This is a genomic window from Shewanella glacialimarina (assembly GCF_020511155.1).
In the GTDB taxonomy this organism is placed as follows: domain Bacteria; phylum Pseudomonadota; class Gammaproteobacteria; order Enterobacterales; family Shewanellaceae; genus Shewanella; species Shewanella glacialimarina.
The window spans coordinates 79215-100216 of record NZ_CP041216.1 but is presented as its reverse complement, the minus strand read 5'-3'; the positions used below and the strand labels follow the sequence as shown (position 1 = coordinate 100216).

Below are 21002 nucleotides of genomic sequence, written 5' to 3'. Positions count from 1 at the left end.
TTAGCCCCCTGTAACAGGCGGAAAGAAGGCCACTTCATCACCGTCAGCAACTACGGTATCCCAATGACTAATGGTTTGATTAACAGCAACCAGTAATTTATCTGACGCCATCACTTTAGCCCACTTGTCATCTTGTGCTGCTAAAGCAAGTCTCAAAGATTCTGCGGTGGTGATACCCTCTGCAGGAAAATCTAATTTGGCGGTACCTAATAATTCACGTACCTGAGCAAAAAATAATACTTGGATCATAATCTTATGTTCACTTATCAATATCGATTAACGTTGGGTAATACTGGGTTTTATAACAATAGCGGATTTAATAACAATATGGGGATTTCAACAATGCTGGGGTTAACTCATCATGTGATACCAACAAGATTTAGGCTTTAAAGTGGCCAGATTTTCCACCACGCTTTTCCAGTAATCTAACCTGTGAAATCACCATATCTTTTTGCACAGCTTTACACATATCGTAAATGGTTAATGCCGCCACTGATGCCGCAGTTAATGCTTCCATTTCAACGCCGGTTTTACCGGACAACTTACATAAACTATTAATGCGCACTCGATTAAATTCAGGTTCAGCGACTAACTCAACTTCCACTTTGGTTAGCATTAATGGGTGACATAAAGGAATTAAGTCAGCGGTTTTTTTAGCCGCTTGAATACCGGCAATACGTGCTGTAGCAAACACGTCTCCTTTATGGTGGCTGCCGCTCATGATCATTTCAAGGGTTGCGGGGGCCATTTCGATAAATGCTTCAGCGCGAGCTTCTCGTTCAGTCACTGCTTTCTCGGTCACATCGACCATGTGGGCATTGCCGTCAGCATTAATATGGGTAAATGGGTTGCTCATGTATACAGCCTTTAAATTAGATAACAGAAAAGTTCAACTAGCACCCATTTCCACTAGCCACCAATAGATGCTAAGTGCTGGGTAACACCGGTGATCCCTTGGTGCAAATAATGGGTTTGTTCTTTTTGAGCAAGTTGACCATGAAGACGTTCAATTAACTCGGAACGTTGATCGGCATGTTGTAATAGATCACGTAAATCTAGGCCGCTTTCAGTGAATAAACATAAATGCAGTTTACCTTTCGCCGATACCCGAAGACGATTACAGCTTGCACAAAAATCTTTTGCATAAGGCATGATCAAACCAATTCGGCCTTGGTAATCTGGACGGCTAAAGTTTTGCGCAGGGCCATCGTCAACGGCCGAGCGATCATGTAGCCAGCCTTCTGCCATCAAGCGCGCCTTAATATCACTACCCGCTAAATGATGTGCTTTAAAATAGTCATGGCCTAAACCGGTTTCCATTAACTCAATAAAACGTAAATCAATCGGAGTGCTTTTAATCCAGTGTAAAAAGCGCGGTAAATCTTTGCTGTTTAAATCTTTCAGTAATACAGCGTTGACTTTAACTCGCTCAAATCCCGCTTCTAACGCAGCATCAATACCGCGCATCACTTCATCAAACTTGTTTTCACCAGTGATTTGATAAAACATTCGCGGGTCTAAACTATCTACCGACACATTAATGCGTCTTAAACCTGCGTCATACCATTGCTTAGCATTTTTTTCTAAACGATAGCCATTGGTGGTGGTGGCAACAGTGTGAATGTTTGGATTATCAGCAACGATGCGCACAATGTCGGTAAAGTCTTTACGCAGAGTAGGCTCACCGCCAGTGATACGAATTTTTTGCGTACCGACTTCGCCAAAAGCCGCCACCAGATTTTCTATCTCTGATAACGTCAAAAAGCTTGGTTTACCATCGGGGCGATAGCCATCTGGTAAACAATAGGTGCATTTGAAATTACACACATCAGTGACTGACATGCGCAAATAGTGAAATTTTCGACCAAAACTGTCTTGTAGTTGGGACATGTTAACCTTTCCAAGTGTGGGAGGTGAGTGCATTTCTTTGCCCACCCCGGTGGCATTATTACCACGGCTAAATATCCATATCGATAGACGTAGGATAAAAAGCTCGGAGAACCGTCGTTATTGATTATAGGCCTAAAATACTAACCACAAATACCCCTTTTGCTGTATTTGTCGATAATAGTGATAATTGCATTAGCGATTTGTGACTCTGCTCACTATGATCAAATAGATTGAAATACTGGGCTGCAAGATAAAATTGCGGTAAGGTAAGCAACAGGATAAACGATCGTTTAGTTGTCGTAATCATACACAATAATAACAATAAACCCGTTATACGGCGGGCAATTTAAAGGTGAGAAGATGGAACGCGAATCAATGGAATTCGACGTAGTAATCGTCGGAGCGGGTCCTGCAGGTTTAGCAACCGCATGTCGTCTAATGCAAATATCAAAAGATGCTGAAAAAGAGATCACTGTTTGTGTGGTTGAAAAGGGCTCAGAAGTCGGTGCCCACATTTTATCTGGCGCAGTTTTTCAACCCGAAGTGTTAGACGAGTTGTTTAATGACTGGCGTGATACTGATTCACCGATGAAAACCAAAGTCACTGATGACGATATTTACCTACTTAGTTCCGAGACTCAGTCTCGTCTTATCCCAAATAGTTTAGTGCCAAAAACCATGCATAATTCCGGTAACTATATTATTAGTGTCGGTAATTTAGCTCGCTGGTTAGCTGAGCGCGCTGAAGCTATGGGCGTCGAAATTTTCCCCGGCTTCGCCGCAAGCGAATTACTGTTTAACGAAGATAACAGCGTAAAAGGTATTTTAATTGGCGACATGGGCGTTGGCGAAAATGGCCAACCCAAAGATAGCTTTATGCCAGGTATGGAGTTACACGCCAAATACACTGTTTTTTCTGAAGGTTGTCGTGGTCATTTAGGTAAACAACTGATCGAAAAGTTCCATTTAGATAATGGTAAAACACCACAACATTATGGCTTAGGATTTAAAGAGATTTGGAAAGTTCCAGCTGAACAACATCAGCAAGGTAAAGTGGTTCACACAGGTGGCTGGCCGCTAAACAATGGCTCATCAGGTGGTGGTTTCTTGTATCACATGGAAGATAATCAAGTGGCGGTTGGTTTGATTGTTGATCTAAACTACAAAAACCCGCACCTCAGTCCATTTGATGAGTTTCAGCGTTATAAAACACACCCGGTTATCTCGCAATATTTAGCAGGTGGTGAGCGACTTACCTATGGTGCACGTGCCATTGCCAAAGGCGGCTTAAATTCGTTACCTAAAATGAGCTTCCCAGGCGGCCTTATCATTGGTTGTAACGCGGGTACGTTAAACTTTTCCAAAATCAAAGGCACTCATACCGCCATTAAAAGTGGTATTTTAGCGGCTGAAACCTTAGGTGAAGGCTTACTTGCGGGATTAATCGGTGGCAAAGATTTAGACTGTTTCCAAACTCGCTTTGAAAAAAGTTGGCTGCACGAGGAGTTACATCAATCACGTAACTTTGGCCCTGCTCTGCATAAGTTTGGCACTCTTATTGGCGGCGCATTTAACTTTATCGACCAGAATTGGTTTGGTGGCAAGTTCCCAGTAACATTTAGAGATACCACACCTGATTATGCCACTATGGGACTCGCAAGCGATTATAATAAAATCGATTATCCAAAACCTGATGGCAAGTTAAGTTTTGATAAATTATCGTCAGTTTATTTATCTAATACTTATCATGAAGAAGATCAACCTTGCCACTTGCGCTTAAAAGACCAAAGCATTCCTATTTCGGTGAATTTAGCCAAGTTTGATGAACCGGCGCAGCGTTATTGCCCCGCAGGTGTGTATGAAGTTGTTGAGGAAGCGGGGGACAAAAAATTTGTTATCAATGGCCAAAACTGTATTCATTGTAAAACCTGCGACATTAAAGACCCAAGCCAAAACATTACTTGGGTAACCCCTGAGGGCGGCGGTGGTCCAAACTATCCAAATATGTGATTGATGTTTACTTATTGCCTTTAATTTTAATAAACGCACTATAATTGGTGCGTTTTTTTTATCTATTGGGCTAAGCTTGTTTAAGTTTTCCCGCTTCAGTCCGATATAGAGTGACAACTGTAACAAGGCATATGACATGAATTTTTTTAGCCAATTGACCATCAAACAAAAGATATTACTTACCGTGACACTTGCGGTTCTGCTTTCAACCATTCTAGTGGGCGTAATGAGCCAACGCAGTGCCAAAAATGTGGTTGAACAGCGTATGCTTAATTCAGAAATGCCCAGCATATTAATGCAAATGCGTAACAAGGTTGAGTTGGATATCAGCACATTGATGAATGCAGCTGAACAACTTGCCAGTAGTAAAATGTTACTCAAATGGTTAGAGCGAGGCCGCCCTGCAAGTGAAGAAGGCGATGTCGTCGCACAACTAAAAAGCATTACCCAACAATATGATCTTGCCCAGGCCTCTTTTGCGGACAGAGAAACCGCAGCATACTACACCCAAGACGGCTTTTTACGTGTATTGAATCAACAACAAGATGGCTGGTTTTTTGACTATAAAAACAGTGGCCAGGAGCGGATGCTCAATGTTTTTACCGAAGATAATGGTGACGTCAAACTGTTCATTAACTACCAACAGCCAAATGGCCGCGGCTTAGTCGGTTTAGCAAAGTCACTTGATGACATGGTTAATTTGTTAGCCTCGTTCAAAATTGAAGATACAGGCTTTGTTTATTTAGTCGATGCTGAAGGTCAGGTGAAGCTATATAATGATAAGAATCAAAAAGGTAAGACCTTAAATCAGTTATACCCCAATGCCGACATCCAAAAGCTGCTCAATAAGAACGATTTTAACCTTGTTAAAGCGGCTGTTGATAATCAAGATATGTTAATTGCCAGTAGCTATATATCTTCTATGGGCTGGTATTTAGTGGCTCAGGTACCTGAAGCTGAGGTTTTTGCATTAATCCAAGAATCGTCATATCAAATTTTGATTTCGACTATTATTATTGCGGCAATATTTATCGCTATCGCTATTGCTGTAGCCGGTTCAGTAAGTCGTCCGATCACCCAGGTGGCGGAGCTATTTCGCAATATTGGTGAAGGTGAAGGTGATTTACGTCAGCGCCTACCCGTTAATGGCGATGATGAAATAGCCCAGCTAGCTCGCGGCTTTAATAGTTTTATCAGTAAAATTCAAGATTCTGTTATCGAAGTAGCTCAAACCAGCGAGCAGCTGGGTAAATCGGCTATTGATGTATCAAATCAAGCGCATCAAACATTAGAAGACAGCAAACTTCAGAAAGACCGCACCATTATGGTAGTGACTGCCATAAATGAAATGGGTGCCACGGTTAATGAAATTGCCAGTAACGCAGCGCAAGCAGCGGTTACCGCAAGAGAAGCCGATACTGAATCAGCTGAAGGGCAACAAGTTGTTACTCGTGCCCGTAATACCATTAATCAATTGTCTAAAGATGTAGGTCAAGTAGGTGAAGTGATCGAGTCACTGGCTACTCATACCAAGTCGATTGGCGGTATTTTAGATGTTATTCGCGCCATTTCAGAACAAACCAACTTACTTGCGTTAAATGCCGCGATTGAAGCTGCGCGCGCAGGTGAAGCGGGTCGAGGTTTTGCGGTTGTTGCCGATGAGGTTAGAAACCTTGCGTCACGAACAGCGGCATCGACTAACGAAGTACAAACCATGATTGATAAGTTACAGTCTGAAGCAAGCCGAGCTGTTAGTGCGATGGAGCAGTCACGTAATCGCTCACGCGAAGGGGTGCAAGCCGTTGATGATGCGAGTAACTCACTTAGCGGTATTAGCCAGCAAATTGCCTTAATTAGCGATATGAATATTCAAGTTGCTGCCGCCACGGAAGAACAATCAACTGTGGTTGAAGATATTAATCGCAACGTGACCGAAATTAACGATATTACTCAACGTACAGCACAAACAGCACAAGCTGCTGCACAGGCGAGTCAATCACTTAATCAACTTGCCACCCGCCTAGATACTTTAGTGGCACGCTTTAAAGTGTAAAACGTTAACCGCACTGATAAAAATGCCGTGATAACTCTTCTGAGCTCGCGGCATTTTTTATTGCGTGACAAAGCTTATTTTAAAAATTTAATCGTTAACGGGTATTGATACGCCACACCTTCCGTCGCTTTCATAATGGCGATAATGGTGCAAATGATATCTAACAGGGCCAACGCTGCTAGCAAAAGAAATCCTATGCCGACAAACATTAACACCACTGAAATACAGACATAAATAAACAAACTGATTTTAAAGTTTAAGCAGTTTTTGCCACACTGATTGGCAAATTCGAACTCATCCCGCTTCATTAACCAAACAATTAATGGCCCTAAAATGCTGCCCATTGGTATCACATAACCGGCAAAACTTGACGCATGTACCAATACGCCCATATCCCGAGCTTGCTTATCATTACTTGACTGATGACTAGATTGGTTGCTGGGTTGTAAATCTTCCATGATATTTCCTTAAAGTAATTATTCCGCCTTACCATACAAGCGCATCTGCCAATCTTCAATCGATTGATTACTGATACGACGAGTTAGCGAGTCCACCCAGGATTGCGCTAATCCAGGGCATTGTAAAAGCTGTTGATATTGTTGGGCATCAAACTCTGGCAAAAAATAAATTTTCATCGCATTGGCAATACTAATATCAGATAAACGATCGACAAGATATATAGCGTCATCACTGGCAATATCACCTTCTGATAGCACCCTATAAAACCAGCCACACATTTTGCTTTTTTGCATTGCAAGGGCAAACTCGGCATGACCAAATTGAAGATTAAGCTTAAAACAAGGTGAGCGCGGTTGAGTGACTTGCAAAGTTACATCACCAATTTGAATAATATCGCCGATATTCACCTGGGATTCATTCAAGCCAACAGTACTGATATTTTCTCCCATTGCTGGCGCATCTTTAAACGATGACATCATGTCCCAACGACGATATTGGCCATAATGTTCACGGGGAAAATGATGTAAGACTCGATCTAAACCGCCATGATGTTTAGGGTCTGCTTCACCATTACCGAGAACTCGGTCAAACTGAACCGTCAGTTTATTAACAGCATACTTCTGGTTAATACAACTGGCTACACCGTTGTGCATTTGTACTTCGTCACCTAAATAAAGTGCCGATATTTGATTAACTATGCGATTTTTCACTCAGTACATCCTTGAACAAGATCTGCTTTGAAACATCAACATACCTAAATAAAATGTAAAAAAAAAGCCTCACCAATGAAACGGGTAAGGCTGAATATATCAAGTGGGGAGTTCAGGCTCTATGAGATAGAGTCAGAACAAAAAAACGCTTAAGACATTAAAGAGTAAACTAGCTCTTCAACATGAATAACTTTACCCTGCTTTGATGACAAACAAATGACATACATTAACTAAGCAGATATTAACTGAACAGATAGTTTTTTAGCTTATCCCCGGGCACAGAACTCGGAGTCGCAACGGCAAAGGCAGCCCACCTAGCACCTTCGGCCATTGCTGCGCTAATACTATGGCCATTACATAAACCATGAATAACACCAGCAGCATAGTTATCACCCGCTCCCGTTGTATCGACGACATCAGTTGGCACAGCTGGAACATGTTGCTGACCGCTTTGCGTATAAACCGTCGCGCCCTTTTCGCCGTCGGTAACAATAAAAGACTGTAAATGCTCGCCACTGATCGACTGAGCAAACGCCCACAAATCCTGGCCGCAACGTCCTTGCATATCGGTAATAGAAGCTATCAATACGTGACAAGGCCTTGGTCGCTGATCTTTGGCTAGCTGCGCCACCACCAGCACTTTAGATTGCTTCATAGCAGCCAACGCCCATGTATCAGCACCAATTGCAGACGTATTAATGTAAAACGCATCCCACTTTGCCCAATTAGGCTGCTTAGCTAATTCAAAAGTTGGTCGCTGCGGCCTGATAATGGTACGTTCGCCATCGGGTGTCATCACCAATAGCATTTCACAGGTGTTACCGACAAAACGTTGCACCATTCTACAATCTAACCCCTGGGTGCTGGCTTGTGCCACAATCCAATCGCCAATATCATCCGTGCCCACTTGGCTTACTAACGACACAGTATGCTGCGCCCAAACCAACCCTAACCCCGTATTAGCCCCGCCGCCACCGAGCCGGAGCCCACCATCTTGATAATGAAAACGGCCACCGGTTTGTAGCGGTTTATCAAGCCGAAGAATTCGGTCACAGTTGATGTTTGCCAGTAATAAAATATTAGCCATGATGAATGCACAATCACATAATTGAGGTCGTTTAAGAGTACCCGTTATAAAAAAAACGGCAACCTAAGTTGCCGTAATAATTGATTGAGCTAAAACAATTTTAAAAATTAATTCAACTTAGCGGAAGAATTAACGCGCAATAACCCAATTAATAGTGGATTGGTGTTTTCACAACTTTGTTGGAAATTCACCGCTAATTTCTCCACATTATTATTGGCATCATATACCAATTCTAATATTTCAAAACTACCTAGGCTATTGTTACAGCCTCTACCGTCGCCGGTAAAACTTAACCCCGCGGTAACAGGTGATTGGAATGGATAGCGTGTTGCGTTTTCATATTTTTTTAGTGCTAACTTCTCACCTTTGGGCGCGGCAATATCTAAAGTCCACCACGTATTAGTACGAATACTGACCGAAAGGTGATCTTCATTTTCCGAGCCATTGCTAGAAACGTTAAATAATGCTTCTGATGTATCTAAAGTCAACGTTTGTCCGCCACCAATATAATCACCCGTTGAGCTAACAAAATGAAGCACTGTATCGCTAGGAGTAAAGTACTTTATTGTAAAATCTGATGAAATTGCATAGCCCTGACCATTATCAATTTCAAGGCGTACTGAAATATCATTAGCATGCCCTGCGGGAGCAGAAAATGTCGTCTTACTCGCTGATTTATCGGCAAATACAAGACCTACATTATTGACATCAATCCATTTGAAATTAAGTTTTGTGCCTTTATTCATCACCGATTTAGATGCATCTAAAGTGGGGAAGTCGTCCGCCTGATACAAGCCTGTCCCTTTGTCCAGGCTCATCAATATTGCATCATTAATATGAATGCCAGAAATTCGGTATACATATCGAGTCACATCTTGAGTGCTAACTAATTCGAATGAATCAATTTCATATTCTCTACCTGCTGCTAATGGCGTCTTAGGTGTAATACTAACAATTGCACCCGCAACTGACACGGTTGCGGCAATGTTCTGATAAGGCCAGTTAGTCGTATTGAATGTGGTGGTATAAGCCCCAGACTTCACCGGTCTAGACATAAGAAATTGAACAGTTCCACCACTGGCAGGAAACTCGGTCAGCAAATCGCTATTTAACACGCCAACAAAATCAAAGTTGTCTGAACGGTAGGCGTTTACGTAGTTATTTGCGCCACCCGAAAACCACCACAAGGAACCTTCAACAGCATAGCTCCAAGAAATACTGTAAATGTCAGAACCCGATTTAACATTCATAGATTCAGAGTTGGTCACAAAGTTACTGCTGGTCTCAACAATATCGGTATTTGAAGTAAAAACATGCATCAAGCCCTTATGAGGATACTCAGAAAAGTGCCCAACTAAAGGTTCTTTAAATGCAAAAGAAAAACTCACTGCCGCCACGGGTAATTCAATTTTCCCCGCCCCGCTAATGCTATAGGTCGCGTCTGAAAGCTGCTCAGAACGGGTAATCGCCGTATTAACAAAGTTCATTTTCAGATCAGCATTGCGATCAACAATAAGCGATACACTACCTATATTTTTAACTGTGGTTTTTTGACTATCAGCGAGCTTTTGAATTTCGGTACCCAAAACCCCTTTGAACTGAAGAAGGGTTTCTCCGTCAAACTCAACATCCGATAAATTAACTTCTGCGAGTGTTTTACCATCGTCAGAATTAAGGCTAACGATTTTAACGGCAACTACGCCTGAAATAGTGCTATTTAGAGAGGGGATGTAGCAATCACGGTAATCAATAGAAATAACATCAGCTGCTGAAATTGTGTTACTGCCATCAATATCATTGATTGTTCTTGTGGAAATACCGCCGTTATTACAACTTTTGTCGATACCTAAATCGTTAAAACTAGCTTGTTTGATAATGGTATTAGCAAATGTGCCAACCTGAATAAAGCTTTCTGCCACACTCAAGGCCATAGTCGATGTGTTTACGGGATCATCTTGAACTTTAAAGGTTGGAAGCGGAGTGACTGGTGGCGTCACTGGTGGTGGCGTAATTGCAGGCGAAGAATCAGATCCACCGCCGCAACCCGCTAATAAAAGTACCAATGCACCTAATGCAAATCCCTTTGAAAACTGGCTCATAACTATCCTTTGAACAAATAAAACCTAAGTAGCAGAAGCGAGCATCATAACTGAGTTTTATTTGTTAAAGAATAGTGACATAGCCGTGTTAATGAAATATTTACGCTAATGCGTCAATCTTAGAGAAAACTACATATCTAAGTCGGTTAATGGCTTGCGCAGTTGCGCTCTGACATTATCCATACCCGAATAAAACTCTTTCATCATCAGTAACCCCATCATTTTGCCGTTATCGGTCACAATCAGTTTATCTGGGTTTACTGGGTCATTCTTAATCGCGCCCATTGCTTTCATTGAACTCATCTCTTTGAATAATGCAGTGTCTAAATTAACCCCAAATTCATCGCGGAAATATTTACGTGATAACCGGCCTGAAAACATGCCCAATAAAAAACGGTATTGCATCACTTCTTTCTTTTTATAAAACTTTTGCTGCTCTACAGCCATTCGACCCTGAGCAATACGCTCTTGGTATTTTTTCAGTGAGAAAGTATTCACATATAAAGTATCGTTTAAAAAACTAAATGACCCAGACCCCACACCTAAATACTCATCATGATCAATTACATACTCATCAAACCCTTCATCATTGGCTTTGCCAAACGCCCAGGCTGACAATTGGGTATATTGGCCGGTTAATTTGTTGAGGATCTGACGGTATTGATTAATCATTTCACCCTGTGGCGCTGCCAGCGTGCTTTTAACACTTTTACGGGTTTGATGGGTGATCATTAATGGGTATGTGGTAATTTGTCTTGGGTCTAATCGAGAGGCCATCTCTAAATCTGACTGAATAACCTCATCGGTTTGGCCGCGAAAACCAAAAATCAAATCGACATTAATGATCGGAAATAACTCTTTTGCCGCCATAATACGGTCAAAAGTTTGCTGGCCTGAACCAAACTTATCTAAACGGTCAGTCATTTTTAAAATACCGTCATCAAAGCTTTGCACCCCTATCGACATACGGTCCACTAAGCCTTTCAGTTGCCTAAACTCAGGATTAGCTAAATGCTGTGGGTCTGACTCACACGACACTTCTTTAATATCAGGAAACAAGGTTTTAGCATGTTCAATGGTACGGGCTAATTCATCTTCCAATACCGTAGTGGTACCGCCGCCAATATACATAGAGCTAAATTGATAACCTAAATCTTTGGCCATCTGCATTTCTTTGCGCAGCGCAACAAAGTATTCCCGCGCTTTATCTTCGCGGAATAAAAAACGATGAAAAGTACAAAAAGAACACAGGGTATGACAAAACGGGATATGGGCGTACAGCATGTACTTGCGCCCTTCCACAGGTTTAGGCATACGGTCGGTTGAAATGGTATCTAGGCGCAAATTTTTATCGACATAAAACTGCATCACCTTTTCCATCGAGCTCACCATCCAGTTCGGAATGGTAATATTCGACTGATAAGGCTGAATCAACCCATTAGATGCTGGTTGAATAATTGGAGACATAAATAATCCTAAATGAGTGCTATTTTTTGCGAGCAAAATCAATGATTACAAAGCGATAAAAGACACATCCTGCAAGCGGAATCTAAAAATACCACTTTAGATATAGATAAAATGTGAGGTAGACGATGCTATGTAAACTAAAAAGTAAACTAGCAGGATTTTCAGGGACGATTTGTTAAGCAGGTCATGTTTTAGATTTGATTAATGTATTGAACACCCAAAGTGTGTTTGTCAGCAATTAATAGCTTACGGCAGGCTTATGTGCCGATATTAGATGATGTGAAGCATCCACAATGCTGGTTATATAAACCAGCATTGTGTAAATGATAAAACCAACATTTATACGAGTAATACTACTGTGCAATGATCAGAAATGTACTCGGAAGTAGAGATGTTTGAATACCATCACTGACGCTGACTTCTAGGGTATACCAACCAGGTAAATCCGGCGTAAAATCGGTCACTGATTGAGTTGGCGCGCTAAATGTGCCTTCTGTACCAGGATCTTTTTCCACCAAGCGCCATTCAAAAGTTAGAGGTTGTCCTTCGGGATCCGTCGCCAGCACTTCTAGCTGAGTAGGATAGCCTGCAACAACGTGAGTATTATATATAACCTCAGTAATGACCGGCGGATGGTTAACAGCAGCGCGGATCATTTGGGTTGCTGGCTCTGAGGTTAGTTTATTATCAGTAGCAGTCAAAGACACAAGATAATCCCCTTTGGCATCAAGGTATAATTGAGTATTCTGCTGATTAGTACTGGTAAATTCGGCGCTGCTATCGCTAGGTTTAGAGACTAAGATCCAGTGATAACTTAAGCTATCATTGTCAGGGTCAACTCCCACACCTTGCAAGTTAATGGTTTCACCTTGTTTAGGTGAGCTAGAATTGAGATTAATGCTCACAACTGGGGCTCGATTGACCGCCGTTACCTGCAATACCAGTGTTTTTTTATCTTGTAGTTTGCCATCACTGACCGTCAGCTCGACATGGTATTCACCTAAAGTACTCGCGGTAAACTTCGCTAGCTGCGTTGCTGCCTGATCAAGTTTGACGTTGGCATTGTCCGGCTTTTGAATAATTTGCCAGCTAAAACTTAAACTATCGCCATCAGCATCCGTACTTTGAGCAGCAGAAAGCGCCAGTTCCTCATTCACTTTCAGTACAGTACTCGCAGCTGTAATAGATGCCACGGGAGCGGTGTTACTGGTAACCCCTGTAGCTGTGATAACACGCTGGACTACATCGGTATTGTTATCTTGATCTTTCAAGCGCAACTGCACTTTATACTCACCCAACTTGTCGGCGGTAAAATATGTTTCTACTGCGTCTGTACTGGTCAGTGTCGCTACGCTAGCAGTAGGCTTCTCTAATAAACTCCAACTAAAGCGAGTGTCAGTTTTTAGCTGACTGCTTTCACCTGAAAGCGTCACTTTATTACCCTGCTTTACCGTACTTGCAGAAGTAATAATGGCTGTAATCGCTTTATCCCCTCCAACTTGTAATACTAAGCTAGCCTTATCAATTGCGCCTTTCCCATCGCTTACAGTCAAGCTGATTTGGTATTCTCCAGCCATCGTCAGATTAAAGCTCAGTTGCTTACTCTTAGCATCATTTAAAGCCAAGACAACACCTTGTGGATCAATAACCTGCCACTGGTAACTTAAATTATCACTATCTGGGTCGCTACTTTGATCTCCTCGAATTAATACCGTGTCGCCAATGCTCATTAAGGTACTATCTATTGAGGCTATAGCTGTTGGTGCACTATTGTTTTCTATAGGCGTTGTTGAACTACTATCACCAGAGCCGCCACCACAAGCAACCATGCTAAATGCCATAAAAGGGAATACTAGATAAGATTTCATTTTCATTACACATCCTTGTTATTGTTTAATTTTCATCCTCACATCCATCCTATGTCATTCCCTTCCTATAACAAAACGTAAAATGTTACATTTTATTAAATAAGTTAACCTATTAAAGTTAGGATATTAATTCAACTCTCGCGCAGGACTAGTGACTTGTTTGCTATCAGTACTGACAAGAAAATTTAGCGGGGGCGGGATAAACTTTATAAAAAATCAGGTAACCGATCTGCTTTTACCTTGTTTTGTATTGCTCTTTGCAACAATCATCAATGCTGCTCAATCGAAGAAGCAACAACTCAGGTGCAGATGAGCCTAAGGCAGGCAACACCTTAGATTGCAGTTATGATCTGCTGTGACTTAGCCAACAAAAAAGTAACAACAGAATTGGCAAATCTCGAGCACAATCATCAAGCACGCCATGTAGGGAAAAAGCCATTCAATAACACGTGCCGATCAACTTACCGATAAAGTTTACTCAGTCCACTAATTATTGAATAACCATTAGACTCAGCTTTTTACAGCTAGTGGGCCGGTGAAGCAGCTAAGCGTATGGTGACATTGTCATCTAAGGTGAGCGATAGCATTTGCTGGAATTTGTTCTCAATGGCGAGTCGAGTGCCGTCTTGTTTTATTTGCGCTAGGCCAAAATTAAAGTCATCGCGAATATCGGCGTGTAAAAATGCAAATCGGTAGGACGTAGGGGCAAATACTTTATGGCAAATCACCTCTTGTTGTACTTCTTCTTTAGTGAGCTTGCCTGTGAGATAGGACTGCCTTAGGTAATAAATAAAGATATTCTTATCCATCACGGCCACATCTATTCTCTGTTTCATCAGCATTTTCACTTGAAGTATTTGCTTCGCCTGTTCGCTATATTGGCTGTTAAGTGCGGCCATGTTAGTAAAGTCTTTACCTAAAAGCATAGAGGCTCGCTGAAAAGCGACAATGCTCTTGTCTTGTAAATCGGTGACTTTCTCTAAGTTGAAATGCTTCTCTTTAAGACTAATGGCACAATTTTGAAAACGAATGACAACATCTGAATAAAACACGCCTTCGAGCATGTTTTGTTTAGTATTAATGATGCCATCGAGTTTGCCTTCTTTAAGTGCATGAAAGGTACGCGCTAGGGGCAGGTATTGAATGTTGACGCTATGGCCTTTAACGGCAAGGGCACTTTTGAGCAATTCGAGTTCTAGACCGCTGTTAGTTTCTTGAATGACATAAGGGGGAATTGAAAAGCTGACACCGATTTCAAGATCTTTGGCTTGTATGCTGCCAGTAAATAAATAAAGCAAAATCAAGCCAATAGTACTTAAACACTTAGCCTTTATATAAGCTAATGTTAACATGTGCGGTTGTGGGAAGAGCCGATTGCTCTCATTATTCATTTTATTATTAACCTCTAAATGATGGTGGACACTAGCCCTGCTTCAGCGATTTTTTCTGCCGTTACCTAACTTATCCAATCATGATTACACCTAACTATAAGAGGTCTTATTAAATTAGCATACTTTAATTTTGTTAACGTTAGGCTCAGAGAACTGCGGTATTGGCTAAGCGCCTGAATGCTTGAGTATTAAGTTTGAAATGGGTCGCTCTTTCATATCTGACCCATAGGGATATGGGAAATGTCAGTGTGATGTCGGGAACATCACTGACCATGTGAAGGAGCAACCTTATGTGTAAGCACTTCTGTGACACGCTGCAAGTACGTCCCTGTAAGCTCAACGATTTTAAACAACATCCATGTTTAACTGCCAGTTTGCAGCTCTAGCGCTAGCAATTCCAGCTGCATACGCTGCTAAAGAATCTGCAAAACATAGGTTACTCGAAAATCATAATAGACGTTCGGAACTAGAACTCGCCTCTTTAGACCCATATTTAGAAAAATTACCTGAAGATACAAGAAATAAAGTAAAAGAAGAGCTTACTAAAAAGTTTTTTGGCTTAAATTCTCAGGAAATAAAAGTAGAAGATTCAATCTCAAGTGTGGCTATTTTTGATTTATTAAAATCAGCTATTAGTAAGAAATAAAGCAATGAGATCAGTTAACTGCTCAGCTTTGATCTTGTTTTGTATCGCTTTTTCCCACAATCATCAATGAAGCTAAATCGAAGAGACAAAAATTCAGGTGCAGATGAGCCAGCGAGTATCCAAAGCCCACATGGACGTGCTTGTGGCGTCTCGCTGGATAATCTGCACGTAAGGTCGCTCTTTCACATCCATGTGATCGCGACATTCCGTTCATCCTGAACATCGCAGTGGCGGGCAATAAGTACCGATGAAGTATTGGGCTAGTTACACTAATCAGAGTGATTGCTGTTCAGCATTTTGTAGGTTCAAGGTAAATATGAATATGACCGCACAAAATTTGGCTCAGATTGGCGCACCAATCAACTCACCTCAACCAGCTCAAATGAAATCATAAACAATGACTGTTGGTTTGGGTAAACCTGTTGAATAATCTGTTTTAACTCATCTAAAGGCAGACTTTCTTGCTGCGCATGAAACTCATTAATGTCATCAAAGGCTAACGGCTCAACTGACAAAATAGTAATATCACACACCTTTTGATGGGTTTCTAAGGTGAATACTTCCACTTGCGTACCGGGTACATAATGACGTTCAGATTCATCCCGAATGGTAATGATTTTTTTACCTGAGGCCACCAGCGGGGTTAAATACTCAAAAAAAGTGATGCTTGTTGGTGCCATGATTTTTGACATTGTTTTCGACATGATTTTCGACATAGTTATTGCCTTAATTGCGCGATTATAATTGAGTTACAGCCGTGCACACTCACCAGGGCTTTGGGAAAAGTAACGTTTAAACTCACGGCTAAATTGCGTACTACTTTCATAGCCCACCTGGGTTGCCACATCTTTTACTTTCAGTTTTTGTGCTTGTAATAACTCTTTGGCTCGGGTGAGTCTGATTTTCTTTAAATACTGAATAGGCGACGATGCGGTCACCTCTTTAAAGCAACGATGAAATGCCGACGGACTCATGTTCACCAATCCCGCTAAGGTGTCTACCTCAACTGACTCACCATAATGTCGGTGAATATAGCTTAACGCCTTCTCTACTCGCGCTAAGCGAGTGTGGCTAAGCGATAATGCATATAACGGTGCGGCATTCGGGCTTTCAAGTAACCGATATAACAGCTCAAGCACTAATGCTTCACCCATCACGTTGGCTTCTAGTGGTGATTGTAATGCCTGTAATAGTCTAAACACACTACAGTCCATCTCTTCTGTGGTCGGTGCCACAAAATATCCCGATTGACGCGACTCATTCAAATTTTTGGGTATTTGATTGTGCTCATCCATCAAGCGAATAATGTGATTCAGTTGCACCAAATCAATATCGACCATTAATACCAAAACCGGTTCTTCTGGGCTGGCAAAGGTTTCACATTCAACCGGTAGCGGCACCGTCATGACTAACGCATTCTCGCTGTCATAGTCAAAGGTTTGATTATCTAAATAAAGCCGTTTCTTACCTTGGCCCACAAACAACATGCCTTGCGAGTAACACATAGGCCCGCGCGCGCCATACTGTGAGCCCCTAAATACATGCACCCCTGCTAAATGGGTTTTATTAACCCCTTCTTTAGGTGCTAGTTGTGCCATTAATATTGCGGTGTCTGTCATATCGATTGCCCTGCCTTTTACCCCATTGAAAATACTTTACCAATAAAGCAGGAAAATGCATTAAAAAAACCACTAAAACATACTTTAACAGTAAATAAGGTAGGAATAGGCATAAAGCTGATAGTTATGTGTCTGTTTATTTTAGGCCAGAAGCCTATCATTACCCCATCAACTTTATCGCGCCAATAAGCCGTTAATGATTTTGATTAACGCGGGCAATTTATTGAACTCACGAACCAGCACCCTTTTTATTGGTTCGAAAAATTAAGGTAACATCACATGCTGAATTTTAATTATCGTAATCCTACCCATGTTGTTTTCGGTAAAGACCGTATTGCAGAATTAGACCAACTGGTACCCGCTAATGCCAAAGTGCTTATCACCTATGGCGGTGGCAGCGTTGTCCGTTTCGGGACGCTAGACAAAGTAAAAGCAGCACTAGGCAATCGTACTGTAGTGGAATTTGGTGGTATTGAAGCCAACCCTAAGTACGACACATTAATGCAAGCGGTTGAAGTGGCACGTAAAGAAAACATCGACTTTTTATTGGCTGTTGGCGGCGGTTCAGTGATGGACGGCACTAAGTTTATTGCCCTAGCTATCCAGTTTGAAGGTGACACTGCTAGCCTACTTCATCATGGTTTTGCGCCAGTACCTGTTGCTGAAGATAAAGTGATTCCATTAGGCGTGATTGCGACTTTGCCTGCTACGGGTTCAGAAATGAATGCCTTTGCAGTTGTAAGCTATAAAGGCGGCAAATTCCCGGTGAATCACCCAAGTGTTTATCCTACATTTGCAATGCTAGACCCAGAGTTAACCTTTAGCTTACCTAAAATTCAAGTGGCTAATGGTGTGGTAGATGCCTTTGTGCATGTGCTTGAGCAATATGCGACTTATCCTGTTGATGCCCGAGTGCAAGATCGCACCGCTGAAGGCATTATGCGTACCTTAATTGAAATTGGTCCTATTACAGTGGAAGAGCCTACCAATTATGAAGCGCGCGCTAACTTAATGTGGAGTGCCACGTCAGCCTTGAACGGTATGATTGGTGTGGGTGTGCCATTTGATTGGACAACCCACATGATAGGCCATGAGCTTACGGCGATATTTAACATTGACCATGCGCAAACCTTAGCCGTGGTATTACCGTCAGTTTGGCGTGTATTGAAAACTCAAAAACAGGCTAAGTTATTACAGTATGCAGAACGTGTATGGGACATTACCGAAGGTGATGAAGATAGCCGCGTTGAACAAGCGATTGTAAAAACGGAAGCTTTCTTCCAACAGGTTGGCTTAAAAACTCGCTTACGTGATCACGGTGTTGAAAAGGCACAAATCGACACGGTTATTAATGCACTAGAAGCACACGGTATGACTGCCTTATCTGAATCAGGCAAAGTTGACTTAGCCGTGAGCCGTCAAATTCTAGACATGGCTTGGTAACTGTCTAAGTTAAAAATTTATTAGCTCACTGATAATAAACACATAAAAATGCTCCAGAGAGTCACTTAAACCTGACTCTCTGTTTTATTATTGAGAAAGATGTCTAAAGATATTTTTGGCAGATTGATTGTACGTCTACACCAGGGTTAAATAAAAAATCCTCCCCCGTAATCGATACCATTTGTGATTCCTTAACCAAAGGGTTAGTAATTTTAAACACCCGCCGCTTGTGCAATTGGCCCTGCATTAAAGATTGACAGTGCCATTGATAAAACAGTTGATCAAACTGACCATTTTCAATAAGTCTCAGTAAACCTACCTGAATTCTTTCTGCCAACCTTGGTGTTGCTGGTGATACATAAAAGTAAGTTGCTAGCGGAATATTTAGCAGAATGTGTTCGTCAACAATAAGCTCAGGATAAAGATTGTGGAAAATTTCAACTTCTTTATATGCCTCATTAACGCCTCGCCCAAAGGTGACAAAACGATTTATTGACAGCATATGGAATAAACTATCATATTGAGGGCTTTCAACCACATCAAATCCCGCCTGTTTCATCGCGAATCTTGTTGACCACTGGCTACCCGAGCCTGTTTGCAGCGTCATCAATTGTGCGAGTGAATCAATATTAGCCAGCAGATGCTTATTTTCATTTTTGATAATAAACACTCTTAACCCTTGAATTCCCTTACGGATAGGGATCGGGACTGCAATTAGGTCAGTATTCCACTGCTGATTTGATGCCTCTGCCATAACATTGATAGCTTCGCCCTCTTTTAGTGACCTCAATATCCGATTGCGACTCATCACCACGTTAGCCTCGTCGATAGAAGCATCACCAAAATCAGCTTGGGTCTCTTTAATAATTAATGCTAACAGTTCATAGGGGTATTGATAGCGATGATCGCGAGCTGAATCCGAATGATTGATGATGAATTTATCTGCAGCAACGGCCAATGGGGCAAACATAAAGCCACACAAGCTACAAAAAAATAACAACTTCCCAACACGCTGTAAATTAAAGTCCATTTAAATTCTCTCATTTTCAAAACAGGGATATTTATTTTAAATAATACCGAGCTCAGATAATGGTAAATGCTAGCTCCATTACATAACAAGATTAGACTACATATACATAAAAAAACACCTTACTGGTTGCCCAGTAAGGTGTTTTTGTCAAATAACATTAACACAGCAGCATCTAAACAGTGCCTGTTAACCTTATTTTTTGTACTTCAATGACCCATTTGCTTTGATTTCGTCATACCACAAGTTGTGGTGCTGGATTGCCCAGTTTTCATCACAGTACCCTGACACCATAGACTCCATGCCACCTTCACTAAGTACTGTCGCCATCCATATATGTACTATGGTAAAAGCGATGAGAACGGCGGCGCTGACACCATGTACTAGTAACGCAACGATAGAGGCTTCACGTGGTAAATCAAGATTAGGCAGTACTAACATTAATCCGCTAATGCTGAGCAATAAACCAAAGATAACTAAGGTCCAAAACCACATTTTCTCACCCGCATTAGCAAATCCACTGTCTGGATGTTTGCCTTTAAACGGACCAAAATTAATGTAACCACCGACCACTAAAAACCATTTTAAATCATATAATTTAAAGGTTTGTAATGGCATCCACTTGATAACACACATCAACCAAGACACGATAAAAATCGGTCCTGACCAGTCATGGATAAATTTACTGGTGGCAATAATTCCTGCCCATAAACCTTCACCCACATATGGCGCGATAAAGTGGCGACCAAGCATAATAAAAATGCCTGTTAGCATAAGGGTTAAGCAAGTAACTGCCATAATCCAATGCAGCAAAATATCAGCTTTTGTCCATCTTTCTAGCAATTTTCCTGAAAAACCATGGGATAATTTTGATGGACCATTTACCAAGTAAAACACTAAGAACGCAGAAAATACACCTAACACAGCTAAAGTAATTGCGGGTTTGAGGTAAGTATTGCGTAGCTCTTTGCCTTCATTACCAGCTTTGTTAATTAACACATTAGCTTCTAAGCCAGTATCGGTAGTATATCCCGGTTCACCTGCTTTCACTGCACGCCAGAGATCTGCATCGCTGGTTTTTGCCGCCTGTTGCTTAGATGATTGATCATCAGCAGCATAAGCATTTGGCATAACCAAACTGATACCTATCACCAACATTAGCAACGCAAACAATATCTGCAGTGATTTGTTTAACGATGTGTTTAACATTGTCACTCCTCATTGGGCCGCAAT

18 protein-coding genes and 1 riboswitch are annotated in these 21002 nt (G+C 41.5%); of the genes, 4 read left to right on the top strand and 14 right to left on the bottom strand.

The annotated features are described in order from the left end of the window. The 3 genes from moaD to moaA form a co-directional block, all read right to left on the bottom strand. Entirely contained in the window at nucleotides 1-249 is a 249-nt protein-coding gene (gene moaD / locus FJ709_RS00410) for a molybdopterin synthase sulfur carrier subunit (protein WP_226412407.1), read from the bottom strand. Between the two features lie 130 nt (nucleotides 250-379). Then, nucleotides 380-856: a cyclic pyranopterin monophosphate synthase MoaC gene (moaC, locus tag FJ709_RS00405; protein WP_226412405.1), complete on the bottom strand. Its 477-nt coding sequence runs from the start codon at nucleotides 854-856 to the stop codon at nucleotides 380-382. A 53-nt stretch (nucleotides 857-909) separates the two neighbouring features. After that, complete coding sequence (gene moaA, locus FJ709_RS00400) at nucleotides 910-1890, bottom strand: GTP 3',8-cyclase MoaA (RefSeq protein WP_226412403.1); 981 nt, start codon at nucleotides 1888-1890, stop codon at nucleotides 910-912. Further along, nucleotides 1878-2011: riboswitch (molybdenum cofactor riboswitch) on the bottom strand. It overlaps the preceding gene by 13 nt. 239 nt (nucleotides 2012-2250) lie before the next feature. Here moaA and FJ709_RS00395 point away from each other — a divergent pair. Both FJ709_RS00395 and FJ709_RS00390 read left to right on the top strand, forming a co-directional pair. Further along, nucleotides 2251-3900 carry an electron transfer flavoprotein-ubiquinone oxidoreductase gene (locus FJ709_RS00395; protein WP_226412401.1) on the top strand — a complete coding sequence of 550 codons (1650 nt, stop codon included), beginning with the start codon at nucleotides 2251-2253 and terminating at the stop codon, nucleotides 3898-3900. Between the two features lie 136 nt (nucleotides 3901-4036). Continuing rightward, a complete protein-coding gene (locus FJ709_RS00390; protein ID WP_226412399.1) occupies nucleotides 4037-5953 on the top strand; it encodes a methyl-accepting chemotaxis protein in 1917 nt (638 codons plus the stop codon). Nucleotides 5954-6027: 74 nt separating this feature from the next. On the opposite strand, the gene FJ709_RS00385 is transcribed toward FJ709_RS00390, so the two are convergent. From FJ709_RS00385 to FJ709_RS00355, 7 genes are all read right to left on the bottom strand, one after another. After that, nucleotides 6028-6411: a DUF4870 domain-containing protein gene (locus tag FJ709_RS00385; protein WP_226412397.1), complete on the bottom strand. Its 384-nt coding sequence runs from the start codon at nucleotides 6409-6411 to the stop codon at nucleotides 6028-6030. An 18-nt stretch (nucleotides 6412-6429) separates the two neighbouring features. Continuing rightward, nucleotides 6430-7122: an MOSC domain-containing protein gene (locus FJ709_RS00380; RefSeq protein ID WP_226412395.1), complete on the bottom strand. Its 693-nt coding sequence runs from the start codon at nucleotides 7120-7122 to the stop codon at nucleotides 6430-6432. A 241-nt stretch (nucleotides 7123-7363) separates the two neighbouring features. Further along, a complete protein-coding gene (locus FJ709_RS00375) occupies nucleotides 7364-8209 on the bottom strand; it encodes a PfkB family carbohydrate kinase (protein WP_226412393.1) in 846 nt (281 codons plus the stop codon). A 107-nt stretch (nucleotides 8210-8316) separates the two neighbouring features. Next, entirely contained in the window at nucleotides 8317-10308 is a 1992-nt protein-coding gene (locus FJ709_RS00370) for a hypothetical protein (RefSeq protein ID WP_226412392.1), read from the bottom strand. Between the two features lie 129 nt (nucleotides 10309-10437). Further along, complete coding sequence (locus FJ709_RS00365) at nucleotides 10438-11775, bottom strand: coproporphyrinogen III oxidase family protein (RefSeq protein WP_226412390.1); 1338 nt, start codon at nucleotides 11773-11775, stop codon at nucleotides 10438-10440. Nucleotides 11776-12128: 353 nt separating this feature from the next. Then, entirely contained in the window at nucleotides 12129-13649 is a 1521-nt protein-coding gene (locus FJ709_RS00360) for a PKD domain-containing protein (RefSeq protein ID WP_226412388.1), read from the bottom strand. 518 nt (nucleotides 13650-14167) lie between these two features. Beyond that, nucleotides 14168-15034, bottom strand: coding sequence for a substrate-binding periplasmic protein (locus tag FJ709_RS00355; protein WP_404829987.1), 867 nt, complete (start codon nucleotides 15032-15034; stop codon nucleotides 14168-14170). 358 nt (nucleotides 15035-15392) lie between these two features. Here FJ709_RS00355 and FJ709_RS00350 point away from each other — a divergent pair, with 358 nt between their 5' ends. Further along, complete coding sequence (locus tag FJ709_RS00350; RefSeq protein ID WP_226412386.1) at nucleotides 15393-15680, top strand: hypothetical protein; 288 nt, start codon at nucleotides 15393-15395, stop codon at nucleotides 15678-15680. Between the two features lie 359 nt (nucleotides 15681-16039). Here the strand turns inward: FJ709_RS00350 and yqfB are convergent, their stop codons facing one another. Both yqfB and FJ709_RS00340 read right to left on the bottom strand, forming a co-directional pair. Next, nucleotides 16040-16396, bottom strand: coding sequence for a N(4)-acetylcytidine aminohydrolase (gene yqfB / locus FJ709_RS00345; RefSeq protein ID WP_226412384.1), 357 nt, complete (start codon nucleotides 16394-16396; stop codon nucleotides 16040-16042). Between the two features lie 33 nt (nucleotides 16397-16429). Beyond that, nucleotides 16430-17299 carry an AraC family transcriptional regulator gene (locus tag FJ709_RS00340; protein ID WP_226412382.1) on the bottom strand — a complete coding sequence of 290 codons (870 nt, stop codon included), beginning with the start codon at nucleotides 17297-17299 and terminating at the stop codon, nucleotides 16430-16432. Nucleotides 17300-17578: 279 nt separating this feature from the next. Here FJ709_RS00340 and FJ709_RS00335 point away from each other — a divergent pair, with 279 nt between their 5' ends. Beyond that, complete coding sequence (locus FJ709_RS00335; RefSeq protein WP_226412380.1) at nucleotides 17579-18742, top strand: iron-containing alcohol dehydrogenase; 1164 nt, start codon at nucleotides 17579-17581, stop codon at nucleotides 18740-18742. Between the two features lie 103 nt (nucleotides 18743-18845). On the opposite strand, the gene FJ709_RS00330 is transcribed toward FJ709_RS00335, so the two are convergent. Together FJ709_RS00330 and FJ709_RS00325 are read right to left on the bottom strand one after the other, a co-directional pair. Continuing rightward, a complete protein-coding gene (locus FJ709_RS00330; RefSeq protein WP_226412378.1) occupies nucleotides 18846-19772 on the bottom strand; it encodes a hypothetical protein in 927 nt (308 codons plus the stop codon). 192 nt (nucleotides 19773-19964) lie between these two features. Next, nucleotides 19965-20978: a formate dehydrogenase subunit gamma gene (locus tag FJ709_RS00325; protein ID WP_226412376.1), complete on the bottom strand. Its 1014-nt coding sequence runs from the start codon at nucleotides 20976-20978 to the stop codon at nucleotides 19965-19967. Nucleotides 20979-21002 lie beyond the last annotated feature (24 nt).

Coding starts and splice junctions, on each gene's coding strand:
- FJ709_RS00370 (WP_226412392.1), bottom strand. CDS start 10,308: ATGAGCCAGTTTTCAAAGGGATTTGCATTAGGTGCATTGGTACTTTTA.
- FJ709_RS00355 (WP_404829987.1), bottom strand. CDS start 15,034: ATGAATAATGAGAGCAATCGGCTCTTCCCACAACCGCACATGTTAACA.
- FJ709_RS00395 (WP_226412401.1), top strand. CDS start 2,251: ATGGAACGCGAATCAATGGAATTCGACGTAGTAATCGTCGGAGCGGGT.
- FJ709_RS00360 (WP_226412388.1), bottom strand. CDS start 13,649: ATGAAAATGAAATCTTATCTAGTATTCCCTTTTATGGCATTTAGCATG.
- moaD (WP_226412407.1), bottom strand. CDS start 249: ATGATCCAAGTATTATTTTTTGCTCAGGTACGTGAATTATTAGGTACC.
- FJ709_RS00335 (WP_226412380.1), top strand. CDS start 17,579: ATGCTGAATTTTAATTATCGTAATCCTACCCATGTTGTTTTCGGTAAA.
- FJ709_RS00390 (WP_226412399.1), top strand. CDS start 4,037: ATGAATTTTTTTAGCCAATTGACCATCAAACAAAAGATATTACTTACC.
- FJ709_RS00330 (WP_226412378.1), bottom strand. CDS start 19,772: ATGGACTTTAATTTACAGCGTGTTGGGAAGTTGTTATTTTTTTGTAGC.
- FJ709_RS00350 (WP_226412386.1), top strand. CDS start 15,393: ATGTTTAACTGCCAGTTTGCAGCTCTAGCGCTAGCAATTCCAGCTGCA.
- FJ709_RS00340 (WP_226412382.1), bottom strand. CDS start 17,299: ATGACAGACACCGCAATATTAATGGCACAACTAGCACCTAAAGAAGGG.
- moaC (WP_226412405.1), bottom strand. CDS start 856: ATGAGCAACCCATTTACCCATATTAATGCTGACGGCAATGCCCACATG.
- FJ709_RS00375 (WP_226412393.1), bottom strand. CDS start 8,209: ATGGCTAATATTTTATTACTGGCAAACATCAACTGTGACCGAATTCTT.
- moaA (WP_226412403.1), bottom strand. CDS start 1,890: ATGTCCCAACTACAAGACAGTTTTGGTCGAAAATTTCACTATTTGCGC.
- yqfB (WP_226412384.1), bottom strand. CDS start 16,396: ATGTCGAAAATCATGTCGAAAACAATGTCAAAAATCATGGCACCAACA.
- FJ709_RS00365 (WP_226412390.1), bottom strand. CDS start 11,775: ATGTCTCCAATTATTCAACCAGCATCTAATGGGTTGATTCAGCCTTAT.
- FJ709_RS00385 (WP_226412397.1), bottom strand. CDS start 6,411: ATGGAAGATTTACAACCCAGCAACCAATCTAGTCATCAGTCAAGTAAT.
- FJ709_RS00325 (WP_226412376.1), bottom strand. CDS start 20,978: ATGTTAAACACATCGTTAAACAAATCACTGCAGATATTGTTTGCGTTG.